This is a genomic window from Candidatus Borrarchaeum sp. (genome assembly GCF_019058535.1).
GTDB classification, from domain to species: domain Archaea; phylum Asgardarchaeota; class Sifarchaeia; order Borrarchaeales; family Borrarchaeaceae; genus Borrarchaeum; species Borrarchaeum weybense.
Genome location: NZ_JAHPYX010000266.1, coordinates 1 through 10,999, shown reverse-complemented (window position 1 = coordinate 10,999; position 10,999 = coordinate 1). Strand labels below are relative to the sequence as shown.

Here is a 10,999-nt window from a genome sequence, read left to right as displayed (position 1 = left end):
GTTCGAATGGATACCTCATTGGCTGTTGTTTTCCGATATCCAAGCGATGGACTTGCACCTCATTTATCTTTAGAATAGTCAAATATAGAGGTTGAATTACGAATGTCACCTAAAGTTGAACTAATGCATGTTACAAAAAAATATGAGAGCCTTGTTGCATTAAATGATCTTAATTTAACAATCAACAACGGCGAATACCTTATACTGCTGGGTCCCACCGGTAGTGGTAAAACCACTACCCTCAAATTAATTGCTGGTTTAATCCAACCCGATAAGGGCGGCGAGATCTCTATCGATAATTTAAGTGTAAATAATATAACTACAGAAAACCGAAACATAGGTTTTGTTTTTGCGCGATATGCATTATTTCCTCATCTAGATGTCGTCGATAATTTGATATATTCCCCTAGAGTTAAAGGAGAGAGTTTAGATGAATCTAAAAAAAGTGCCCGAGAAATGTTAGAACTTATGGTACTTATTGGAAGAGGAGGTGCACTTCCAAAAGAACTAAGCGGTGGAATGAAACAAAGAGTGGCATTAGCACGTACATTGATGAGTGGAGCAAAGTTACTTCTTTTGGATGAACCACTTGGTGCATTGGATGCAAGAATAAGAATGGCATTACGTAAGGAACTCCGAAAGATTGTAAAAGATTTAAAGATAACCGCAATCCACGCGACTAATGATATTACTGAAGCCTTTCTAATAGCAGATAGAATTGCTATCTTAAGAGAAGGAACTCTTATCCAAATTGGTACACCAGCTGAAGTATATGAGAATCCACAAAGTATTTTTGTTGCAAATTTTCTCAGTGATACTAATTTCTTTGCAGGCAAAATTAAAAAAGTAGAGAAGAATTCGGCACTAATGGAACTTGATAATGGCTTAAGAGCAGAAACTAACAAGACATCCAAAGCTGAAAATTCCCGAATTGTTCTTGGCATAAGAGCCGAAGATATTCAAATTTATCAAAAGATAAACATGGATAAGCCAAATCATTTTCACGGAGAAATTGAAAGTTCAAAATTCATTAGCGGTACGAATAGATACGAAGTTAACCTTGAAAAAAAAGAGAGGGTAATAGTCAAAGAAAAAGCAACACGCGAATGGTTCAAAGAAGGTGACCGAGTAACTATATATTTTCATCCAAGAGAAACTCTTATTTTTGATTATCCAGAAGAAGGACTGGGTAAGGCTTTAGAACTAGAATAAATACCTTGTTAAATGATTTTGACTTCAAAGCAACAAATTTGCTACATTATAAGTTAGACGACATAGGATTAGTTATCTCACTTCATCTCGCAAAGCCATCAATTTGACTATGTCGGCTGTATCCTCACATGCATCTGCAATATTTTCAATACGTTCAATAAATTCGTGAACTACTATCGCTTCAAACGGGTTCATTGTGAGGTTAGAATTTATTAAGAAGCTTTTAACATTTGAATTCAAGAGATCAACCTCGTGTTCAATTTCCCCAATCCTGTCTGTAAGACGCAAAATTTCTGATGCCTCAATTCCGAGTTTTTCAATACACTCCTTTAGCATATCACTACATTCTATTGAATGTGACATCATCTTTGAAATCAAGTCTTTGAGTTCATCCGGAAATTCTACCACATTAAATAAAGCCATTCTTCTTACCGCTGCATTAGCATTATTTGCAACATCGTCCATTCTTTTGACTATGTGCATCAGATCTTCCCTTGCATTTGGATTAATCTCTCCAGTTGTCAAAATTGAGAAGATTTCTCTTCGTAAAATATCAGCTTCGTGCTCAATTTGCTCAGTTCTTTTTTGGGTTTTTTTGGGAATTTTGCCTTGAAAAGCCTTCTTAATGAAGTCTTGTGTTTCATGAACAACTTGATTCACTTTTAAGGCATGTTCCCTAGTTTTTCGAATTACTTCAGATTCACGTCTCGATTTAAACCATTCAAGAAGACCACTCATAAATTCACACTCACTTCAAATCACAAAAAATAACTTTAAGAAACTAATAGTTAAGTTTTAGAAACTTATAGTTTTTGGTTTTGAGTTTCTATAGAAATTTTAAGTGGAATTGGCAATTATATTTCCTTGTATCTAAATACTAATTATGAACTCTGTGTGATGATAATGAAAATGGATTTCAACAAATTCTTAGCCGAATTGAAAGAATTTCCAGCAATAAAAGCTAAAAAAAATACCGAACCGATCCTTAAGGAATTGGAAATCAATGGATTCAAATCACCTCATGTTATTTTATTCAAAGGTGAAGATTGTGCAAGCATTGAATTTGATACGAACTCAGAATATGAGGTAGTATTCCATGCGGATAGTATTACGGAAAAATTCATTGAAGTCAATCCATATATGGCGGGTTATTCACTTGTTATGGCAAATGTAAATGACATATATGCAACGGCGGGTAAGCCATTAGCAATGGTCTTAATATTGGCATATGAGAACGATCAAAAGCAGATTGGCGATGATTTGGTTAGAGGAATAATTGATGGATCTAAAAAATTTAGAGTTCCCATTGTAGGAGGACATACTCACCCAAATGACACCAGAAATATTGCTAGTGCGGGAATAATAGGCAGGGTTCGAAGAGAACACAGAATTTCAAGTAGTGGAGCCAGAGCAGGGGATATTATAGTTACAGCTATAGATACAAAAGGGCATGTTGGACAAAAATACACTTTCGGTTGGGATTGTACCTCAATGAAATCATCGGAAGAGGTACTTCGGCATAGGCAAGCTATTTGTGAAATTGGGAAAACTGGATTTGCATCAGCTTGTAAAGATATAAGTAACGCTGGAATTCTAGGAACACTTGGCATGCTTTTCGAGGCAAGCAGAGTTGGTGCTATTATCAACCTAAACCAAATTGAGAGAAATAAACCTGCACATGTTCCACTTGACCACTGGACAAAAATTTTCATTTCTACAGGGTATATACTTACTATTAAGCCAAATCATATCTCAGCGGCGATCGAACTTCTTGAATCACATGATTTATCAACATCTACTATTGGGAAAATAGATGATTCGAAAAAATACAAAATAACATATGATTCGGAGACAGCTGTTTTTTTCGATTTCAATAAAGAAAGTATTTTAGGATGAGTTACTCATCCCATCAGATAGAAAAGGTCCTATATAAGTAAAGAATAACATTAGTACTTAAGTCTCTTCTAAATCGTCTTCCAGAAGCAAATCATCGAGGTCTTCTTCGACTAATTCTTATAATTCTTCTATTTCTGCTTCTATTTTGTCTAATTCTTCATCTGTTATCTCTTCGGTTTCTTCGTCCTCAATTTCCTCACTTTCTCTTTTAAGGTGCTTTTGTGCGTTTTTTACCCAGTTCCTTAATGAGTTAGTAGAAACATCTGCTGTTTCCGGTATCATATCTACTTCAAGTGCTGCCAGTTCCTCAATCGATGTAACTCCAAGCTCAACAATTTTTTCTGCTGTTTTCTTGCCTATTCCGCGAACTTGCATAAGTTCTTTATAGATTTCGTCCTTCTCAGTAACTATAACCTCATCTTCTGATATTTCCTCTACTTCTTTTTCCTCTTCTGACCCAATTTCCTCCAATTCTGCCTCTAAATCCGTTAGTTCAGTTGCCTCAAGTTCTTCGATTTCTTCCTCCAATTCTTCTAGTTCTTCTAGTTCCTCTAGTTCCTCTAGTTCTTCTAGTTCCTCTAGTTCTTCAATATCTTCTCCAAGGTGTTTTTTAGCATTCCGAACCCAGCGTTTTATTGTCGTAATTGGTACATCTGTATCCAGTTTCTCTACTTCAAGCGCGGCTAGTTCTTCTACAGATGCAATGCCCATTTCAACTATTTCCTCTGCACTTGATAAACCAATTCCTCTTATCTGTGTAAATTCTTGGTATTCTTTTTTAATGACTTCTTTTTCTAATTCTGTCCGGACTGAACTCGCTCTTTCTTCCTCAAGAAGTTCTTTTAAAATGGAGATATTAAAATTATGCATTGACTTGCGTTTGGTATCTATAGGAATACTAAATTTACGAGCTTCTAAGACAGTACTTCCTGCTTCTTTCAACTCTAAACGGCTAAAACCTCTTCCTTTTCGCATTATTCTGTTTCTTACTGGCTTTCCAACGCCTAATTCTACTTTAAATACTCTAGCGCCTTCTTGTTCGTTGCTCATCTTCTTCAACCATCTCTTGGTCATTTAAATTATAAACATGAAAAATCAATAAGCGTAGTGAAATGTAATTTCTTTTTTTGTTTTTAAAGCTTCTCACACTTCCGTATTAAAAGCTTGGCTGAGAAGTTCACCCGCAAGCGTTAGCTCTGCATTAATTCCTTTTTCATTTGCATCTCCAGCAGTAATTAGGCCAACGTCTCGCAAATTTCTCAAATTCCACTTCACCGTCGAATGCGCGAGATTCAACTCCGATGATAAATACTCTGCCAAAGAAGTTAAAGTCATCTGCTGAGAAGAAAGTAATGTTCTTGCCTTCTTTAACAGCAACTTTTGCTTAGAAGATAATCGAATTTGTGCCAATTGGATAAAAGATCGCATTAAGATGGAGAGTATTTTTTTAAGGTCGAGATCGTTTATTAATTTCAAATTCATGTTTTCTAATTCAAAAAATAACTCATTAGTGGATTTCGCGATTCCTCCAGTCTATTTGTGACTGTTTCACCTCATTCACGTCTCCAGAATTTTCAATTTTAGTCATCATTGATTTTCGCAGTTTTTAAGTGTTTTGTTGATCATTAAAAGTTAAAAATTGTCTATTTTAGATTCTAAAAGATATTGTCTCGAATGATATATATGCTAAAAAACGAATCTAATTATTTGAAAGCAATTAAATTAACTTAAGGACATTTAATGTGAAACCTATGGAGAATAACGCTAAACAAGTAGTTCTATCGTCATTACTCAAGTACAAAAAGAAATCAATTAGTATAGAAATGCTTGCCGGTTTGACAGGAATTAATGATTTGGATTTCATAACATATACAGTAGATGACCTTGTTTCAAATGACGTTGTTACAAGAGATGATTACAATTATGTTAATTTAACGCCTAAATCTAGATTAAAATTAGCCTTTTTGTTAATTAAGGCTGGTAATGATATCGAAAAACTTTGCAAATATCTTGATTGGAAAGAATTTGAAGCATTTACTCTGGATATCTTACTTTATCACGAATTTCAAGTATATTCAAGAGTTCGATTCAAAAGTTCAAAGAAAAAACGTTATGAACTCGATTTATTAGCAATACGTGACCCAATTATTTTATGCATTGATTGCAAGCATTGGAGCTCTAGGACTGGAAAGAAACATGCATTAAAGAAGGCTGTTGAAAAGCAGGTCGAAAGAACAATAGCTTTTTCAAAAGATGCAGATCTTTCAAAGTTCTGTATAGAAAGGAATGATGGGGGTTTTCTAATGCCTCTTTTAATCAGTTGGTTAATTGAAGATATCAAAACCCATCAAAATGTTCCAATCGTCCCCATATTCCAATTATCATTCTTTCTCAATCAACTCGATGTTTATGTGAATGAATTTAAGATTATATCTTTGAATAAATAACATTAGATCAATTAGTTACAAAATAATGAATCTTACCAAATGAAAAATAGTAGTGGATTGAATATGAATGAGGATCAAAGTAAACCTCTTGATGCGATAGTAATCCCAACATTATTTTGGGGGAAATTAAAATATCGTAAAGACGAAACTGCCGTAATAGTCTATTTTGAGAGCATAAATGATATTTCAAATGCTTTTCGTAGAAATGAAACTCCAAAAGGAGAGATTAATATCGGAATTCCAAATCATATTGATTTAAAAACAATTAAATTAACTGTCGAACGATTCTTCGAGCGTGGATTTGAAAAAGGCGCTCAGCTTTATTCTCAAACAAAATTGATACCAAATGAGAGCGTTACAGAAATTTGGAAGACTATAGGCTTTAGTTACTGGAGTAATTCAGGTCCATTAAAAGAAAAGGCAAAAGAGGCCTATAAAAAATCAGCAGAAATGATAAAGGAGATAGCAAAAAAGGATAAAAAGAATAAATCACTACTTGAAGAACTAGAAACATTTCTAGCGCTTTGTGTTTCTGTATCTGATAAAACACCTCCTCTAAGTCCGAACGTTGTCAAACAACTTCTACCAACTTGAGAAGTTTACATGGTAAGTAGCAGGGGATCCTATGGTTGTAGATGAGAATTTTATTCACAGAATGACTTTACGTTTTGTGGGAGCTATCAATAAAGCACGAGAAGAAAAAATTCAAGACTTAGGAGATTTTTTCAAAATTTTAAAGCAACATTATTCCCAGAAATCCCCAGAAATCACCGATTTCTTGGAAAAAATTGAGGGAAAGGTGTTAGATAAATTAGCACAAATCGTTAATTCAATTACTGTAAAAGCAATAGGTCATCTTGGATTCTTGAGAGAAGAAATTATTCAGAAAGGAATGGCTGTAGATCAAATTGAGGAAAAACCTACAAAAGTTGAGGCACCGCCTTCAATCCAATCTGGAACAATGGACAGACGCAAAATTGAAACAGCAAGTAAGATCAAACGAGAAATTTCTCGCAGGAATCGAATCCTCAAAGAACTACTCGAAACTGTACCTCAATTTAAGATTTTAGCAATCATTGAAAAAACTAAAGCTAACAACTACACAACTATTAGTAAAGCAACTGGATACTCTAACACTGCTGTCAGAAACTATATACACGAACTTGAAGAGGATGGCTTCATAAGAGTAGATAGGGCTAGAAAACCCTTCATTTTTACGATCGAAAATACTCCTTGGTAGTTTTTTAGTTTATATTTTCAACTTTTTTGTAGGAATTATCAAAAAAAGAGAAAAGATTTAATTTATTCCTTTTTCACACGTCTTACTAGAAGTACTACAATTGTTACAAGAACCGCAGCTACAACGACGACTTCAATGAACAGAATATTGCTTAAGATACCGGGAAATCCCTGAAAAATAGAACCAATATCTCCAAAACCAAAGCCTCCTGTACCTTGATCTGTAGGCGAACTAATAGATTCTGGTACCCCAATCGACATTTGATGAATGGTAGACTTGCCTATATTATAATAAGTAGACATTATAACTATTTGAGTCCCAAATGCTTTGTAGGCATGAAAGTCTCTGGTATCTTTGTTATCCTTGTCTGCCAAGCGCACATAACCCATCTGTTCATTTGTCGAATTAGAAACAGATAGTAGATGCACATTAGCAGATTTGAACTGTGTATAATCATTCGCAGGTTGTACCGACTCTCCATTTATTGTGGCAGAGTCTCCAGACTGCATTTTAAGCGATGAATTCAACGCAAGTATATTATTATCTTTATTAAAGTACTCCCAATCACTCACAACCACTTCAACTGACATTTCTACCCCGTCTTGGGGCGCATAAGAAGCAGCTCCACTATCTGAAGCGGAAATTGTGAAGATAAAACTGACGTCTCCAAAACCAACCTTATCACCTTCGGTATCAACAATGTCACCGCGAGCCCTAAAAGTCAATTCAATACTGTTTGCTGATACTGATTTCGTTACATCGAATTTTTGACCTTGTAAATTGTTTGGGTTGCTCACGTCAAACTCGCGATAGAGTACGTCACCTGAATCATAGTAACTTGTACCGTCACTATCAAAGAATTCCTGTAACTCTAATACAGAAAGAGCAAGTCTATGTTCATTTGTTTCCTTGCTGTACCATTCGACGACTGGCCGTTTTTTCACAAATTTGATTTGAATGAAATCGTTATCAATGTAGAATGAATCGGTTTCAGTTAAGGTAAGTTCTTTTGATTTTTCTTCCTGTGCAGCAGTAGGAGCCGTCATAAGTGCTAAAGAAATCAATGATATCACTAGAAGCGCTGATATGAAAAAGGTAAGCGATTTGTTAGATGACCACCTCATAGTAATCCTCCAAATAAATCAAATGGTAGATCTCAATTTATTCGATATTATATTTTTAGACAAAATACTTTATATCATTTTTTAAGTTGATAAAAAGAATTTTTTGAATGATATAATTTGTCGTCATTTGAACAACTTGATAGAATATAGGTATAATTACAAGCTTTGTGTAACTTTTTTGCTTTCATAAAAGCTCAGAGACCTGCTGAGCAGTTCGTTTCATATCAAGGAAGATTAGACCTAATAGGGCTCCATCAGGTGCTAGTGCAACCAAGACTGCACTTGGACCTGCGGCCATTATTACTAAGTATCCTTCATTTCCTTTGACGAAAAGTTGTTCTAAATTACCTCGTGTTAACTCATCAACAGCACGTTCGCCAAGCGAAAGCATGGCAGCGGTCATAGCCCCAATTATCTCTTCATTGACATCTGATGGCATAGCTGAGGTTATAGGTAAACCCTCTCTACTGATCACAGCGCTAGCTGTCAACCCTGAAGATAGTTCCATCTTTTTAAGAAGTTGTGTAATTGTGTCGATTTTTGATGTTGAAGTTTCTCCCATTTTTATCTAACCTCCGCAAGAAGACTACATCCGTCAGGCTGGAGATGAATTGTGGTATAGTTTTTTGTAATGTGTAAGGTGGATGAACACATACCCTTTCTGCGAGCACAGGAATATGTGCCCGAAACTATGTTTTACGACCTGTAAAGGTCAGCTCCGCATCCGCGGGTAGGTCCTCATCGCCAATGTTGGGGCAGGCACAGGACATGATGATGGTGCAGGTCTCAGGATAACGACCTGGGTCGTCCACCATGTCTTTCAGAGCCCGGAACTTGAGGAGCATTCCGGGGTGATTTTCAAACACTCAGCCCCGAACGTATTTCATCTGCCTCCACCTTGGAGGAGACATCACTCAGGCTAATCTCCTACCCCTCTATAGGAACTTTTTCAAGCCCCTTCCGACAGGGAGGGGTAGTTGACCACATTATTCCTCTAACGTTAGATCAGACACTCTCTTTGGGGCGTGTATTTAACCATTCTAATGATTTGGTGATGTACTAAATGCCATTATTTTAAAAGAGCAATCCCTCTTAAATAACTATTGTCTAGCAGTAATTAAGAATTATTCGCTCTTAGATAAAGCATTAGTACACTAGAAGCGTTTTTCTCTTGAGTTATGAAAAAAGCATACATGAACTACCCCACCTTGACTGATGGGGTTTCCCTCCGATAAAGTTAAAGGCAGCGAGAAGATTCAATAAACTAAACTTTTCAGAAAAACATTGGTTTCCGAATCCGATGATGTTTCGTAGATGGATGTCAAATGTCCGATAAAAAAGAATCATCAAAATACAAAACAAATGATATTAAAGTGCGATTTTCAACCAAAGAAGACATTATTAGTCTAAAAAAGATGTTTAACAAGGTTGTTAAAGAAAAGCAGTTTTTACCTACGCTGCAGGAAATAACAATTGAAGAAGTCACGAATGGATGGTTTGATCTTGGAAATTATGATTTAATTATAGTAGCAGAAATTCAAGGTGAGTTAGTAGGACAAATTCAATTGGAACGTTTAGAAGACGATGCTGCTCAGCATGTGTGTGAAATTGGAATTATAGTAGACCCTGATTACAGAGGAAAAGGTGTAGGTAGCGAATTGCTTAAGAAAACGATAGAGAATGCAAAACATCTAGGATTTGAAAAAATATGTCTTAGTACGTTTCACACAAACCGAATTGCCATCGCTCTTTATAAAAAATTTGGTTTTCGGGAAGCGGGAAGAAGAAAGAAGCAGTTTAAGATTGCAGATGAATACATTGATGAAATACTTTTTGAGCGTTTTTTAACTTGAAAGCAGGAAAAAATACTTTGGAGAATTACTAGTTATATGAGAAACATATTTTGATGATTTAGGATTATTAACTTCAAGCCATAAGATTTTTAAGTTCTCTATTTTATAAAAAGTCGGAAAAAACGTACTAATTGTCTTTGCAGTTTCATAGCGAACTCTAGAAAGAAAAAGAAGGAAATATAATATAAGAAACGCTGTGGCGTTAGGTGAGTCTTATGGATGACTCAGAACTTGAGAAAATCAGAGCAAAAAAAAGAGCAGAGTTACTGAAAGCAATGGAAAAAAAACAGAAAGAAAAAGAAATGGAAAAAAGCGCAGAAATGAAAAAGAAAGACCTTGAAATGCGAAAAAAACAGTTGATACAGCAACTACTAATGCCTGATGCCTTAGTATACTTAGGTAAGATTAGACAACAAAATGAATCTTTAGCGATAAAGATTGAAGAGACTATCATGGTAATGTACGTAAATCACGTAATCGAAGAAAAATTAACTCTAGTAGATATAAAAGCCGTGGAACGTCGTTATACAGGGCAGGACTCGTCTATAATGGTTAAGAGGCGAGGAAAAGATGCTAAAACGCTTTCTGAGGACCTGAAATAGTGACGCTATCAGTCTCCATATTTTCAAACGCTCAGTAAGAGAAGAAATATTCGCCTACAAGTCTGTTTATTTTTTAATCGTATTAGGTGGTCATATTTTCTAATATTTGGACTATCCCAAAAAGTTTCATTCCAAGATAAATTGAATAAATTATGGAAATGACGAGAATAAAGGAAAGGACTACAAAAATAATTGCAATATATTTGCTTTTACGGACAACTACGCAAGAAAGCACCACCACTTCAGCGTGGTGATGAATTGCGGTAGTGTGCGTTCACTTTCATCAGGGGGTCTCCTTAATACTTAAATAGTGGTGTATCTCTCATACGGTGATGACTATCGGGAGGAAGGCAAGCAGGGATCGATACAAAACTACGGCTCTTGGTAGCATCACAGCTCAGACTATGTTATCCGCCGCATTCGGAGGGATCATACGCACACTTGCAGACAAGGTGCATACTCCGATTGCAGTCGATAATCGAGAAGCATGAAAGTCAACTACCCCTCCCTGTCGGAAGAGGCTTGAAAGAGTCCCTGTAGAGGGGTGGAGATTAGCCTGAGTGATGTCTCCTGTAGGGTGGAGGCAGATGAACTACGTTCGGGGCTGAGTGTCTGAAAATCACCC

At 35.9% G+C, this 10,999-nt stretch carries 12 protein-coding genes; 8 read left to right on the top strand and 4 right to left on the bottom strand.

Features of this window, described 5'->3' with window-relative positions; genetic code table 11:
* Nucleotides 1–102 precede the first annotated feature (102 nt).
* A complete protein-coding gene (locus QVB70_RS16730) occupies nucleotides 103–1,212 on the top strand; it encodes an ABC transporter ATP-binding protein (RefSeq protein ID WP_287588632.1) in 1,110 nt (369 codons plus the stop codon).
* Between the two features lie 72 nt (nucleotides 1,213–1,284).
* Here the strand turns inward: QVB70_RS16730 and QVB70_RS16725 are convergent, their stop codons facing one another.
* Complete coding sequence (locus tag QVB70_RS16725; protein WP_287588630.1) at nucleotides 1,285–1,950, bottom strand: TIGR00153 family protein; 666 nt, start codon at nucleotides 1,948–1,950, stop codon at nucleotides 1,285–1,287.
* 165 nt (nucleotides 1,951–2,115) lie between these two features.
* Here QVB70_RS16725 and QVB70_RS16720 point away from each other — a divergent pair, with 165 nt between their 5' ends.
* Nucleotides 2,116–3,108, top strand: a complete 993-nt coding sequence (locus QVB70_RS16720) for an AIR synthase related protein (RefSeq protein ID WP_287588628.1) — start codon at nucleotides 2,116–2,118, stop codon at nucleotides 3,106–3,108.
* Between the two features lie 117 nt (nucleotides 3,109–3,225).
* On the opposite strand, the gene QVB70_RS16715 is transcribed toward QVB70_RS16720, so the two are convergent.
* The gene (locus QVB70_RS16715) at nucleotides 3,226–4,158 is read right to left on the bottom strand and encodes a ribosomal protein L13e (protein WP_287588626.1); all 933 of its coding nucleotides are present in this window, start codon (nucleotides 4,156–4,158) and stop codon (nucleotides 3,226–3,228) included.
* Nucleotides 4,159–4,859: 701 nt separating this feature from the next.
* On the opposite strand from QVB70_RS16715, the gene QVB70_RS16710 reads away from it, so the two are divergent.
* The 3 genes from QVB70_RS16710 to QVB70_RS16700 all read left to right on the top strand — a co-directional run bounded on the left by QVB70_RS16710 (nucleotide 4,860) and on the right by QVB70_RS16700 (nucleotide 6,795).
* Nucleotides 4,860–5,555 carry an NERD domain-containing protein gene (locus QVB70_RS16710; protein WP_287588624.1) on the top strand — a complete coding sequence of 232 codons (696 nt, stop codon included), beginning with the start codon at nucleotides 4,860–4,862 and terminating at the stop codon, nucleotides 5,553–5,555.
* A 63-nt stretch (nucleotides 5,556–5,618) separates the two neighbouring features.
* A complete protein-coding gene (locus QVB70_RS16705; RefSeq protein ID WP_287588622.1) occupies nucleotides 5,619–6,149 on the top strand; it encodes a hypothetical protein in 531 nt (176 codons plus the stop codon).
* A 31-nt stretch (nucleotides 6,150–6,180) separates the two neighbouring features.
* Nucleotides 6,181–6,795, top strand: coding sequence for a winged helix-turn-helix transcriptional regulator (locus QVB70_RS16700; protein ID WP_287588620.1), 615 nt, complete (start codon nucleotides 6,181–6,183; stop codon nucleotides 6,793–6,795).
* Nucleotides 6,796–6,857: 62 nt separating this feature from the next.
* Here QVB70_RS16700 and QVB70_RS16695 read toward each other — a convergent pair whose 3' ends face one another.
* Nucleotides 6,858–7,919, bottom strand: coding sequence for a hypothetical protein (locus QVB70_RS16695; RefSeq protein WP_287588618.1), 1,062 nt, complete (start codon nucleotides 7,917–7,919; stop codon nucleotides 6,858–6,860).
* Nucleotides 7,920–8,103: 184 nt separating this feature from the next.
* The gene (locus QVB70_RS16690) at nucleotides 8,104–8,481 is read right to left on the bottom strand and encodes a roadblock/LC7 domain-containing protein (protein ID WP_287588616.1); all 378 of its coding nucleotides are present in this window, start codon (nucleotides 8,479–8,481) and stop codon (nucleotides 8,104–8,106) included.
* A 763-nt stretch (nucleotides 8,482–9,244) separates the two neighbouring features.
* On the opposite strand from QVB70_RS16690, the gene QVB70_RS16685 reads away from it, so the two are divergent.
* The 3 genes from QVB70_RS16685 (at nucleotide 9,245) to QVB70_RS16675 (ending at nucleotide 10,865) form a co-directional block, all read left to right on the top strand.
* The gene (locus tag QVB70_RS16685; protein WP_287588614.1) at nucleotides 9,245–9,772 is read left to right on the top strand and encodes a GNAT family N-acetyltransferase; all 528 of its coding nucleotides are present in this window, start codon (nucleotides 9,245–9,247) and stop codon (nucleotides 9,770–9,772) included.
* Between the two features lie 215 nt (nucleotides 9,773–9,987).
* On the top strand, nucleotides 9,988–10,374 hold the full coding sequence (locus tag QVB70_RS16680) for a DNA-binding protein (RefSeq protein WP_287588612.1): 387 nt from the start codon (nucleotides 9,988–9,990) through the stop codon (nucleotides 10,372–10,374).
* 332 nt (nucleotides 10,375–10,706) lie between these two features.
* Nucleotides 10,707–10,865, top strand: a complete 159-nt coding sequence (locus QVB70_RS16675) for a hypothetical protein (RefSeq protein ID WP_287588609.1) — start codon at nucleotides 10,707–10,709, stop codon at nucleotides 10,863–10,865.
* Nucleotides 10,866–10,999 lie beyond the last annotated feature (134 nt).

Coding starts and splice junctions, on each gene's coding strand:
- QVB70_RS16705 (WP_287588622.1), top strand. CDS start 5,619: ATGAATGAGGATCAAAGTAAACCTCTTGATGCGATAGTAATCCCAACA.
- QVB70_RS16700 (WP_287588620.1), top strand. CDS start 6,181: ATGGTTGTAGATGAGAATTTTATTCACAGAATGACTTTACGTTTTGTG.
- QVB70_RS16730 (WP_287588632.1), top strand. CDS start 103: ATGTCACCTAAAGTTGAACTAATGCATGTTACAAAAAAATATGAGAGC.
- QVB70_RS16675 (WP_287588609.1), top strand. CDS start 10,707: ATGACTATCGGGAGGAAGGCAAGCAGGGATCGATACAAAACTACGGCT.
- QVB70_RS16710 (WP_287588624.1), top strand. CDS start 4,860: ATGGAGAATAACGCTAAACAAGTAGTTCTATCGTCATTACTCAAGTAC.
- QVB70_RS16725 (WP_287588630.1), bottom strand. CDS start 1,950: ATGAGTGGTCTTCTTGAATGGTTTAAATCGAGACGTGAATCTGAAGTA.
- QVB70_RS16690 (WP_287588616.1), bottom strand. CDS start 8,481: ATGGGAGAAACTTCAACATCAAAAATCGACACAATTACACAACTTCTT.
- QVB70_RS16695 (WP_287588618.1), bottom strand. CDS start 7,919: ATGAGGTGGTCATCTAACAAATCGCTTACCTTTTTCATATCAGCGCTT.
- QVB70_RS16685 (WP_287588614.1), top strand. CDS start 9,245: ATGTCCGATAAAAAAGAATCATCAAAATACAAAACAAATGATATTAAA.
- QVB70_RS16680 (WP_287588612.1), top strand. CDS start 9,988: ATGGATGACTCAGAACTTGAGAAAATCAGAGCAAAAAAAAGAGCAGAG.
- QVB70_RS16715 (WP_287588626.1), bottom strand. CDS start 4,158: ATGAGCAACGAACAAGAAGGCGCTAGAGTATTTAAAGTAGAATTAGGC.
- QVB70_RS16720 (WP_287588628.1), top strand. CDS start 2,116: ATGAAAATGGATTTCAACAAATTCTTAGCCGAATTGAAAGAATTTCCA.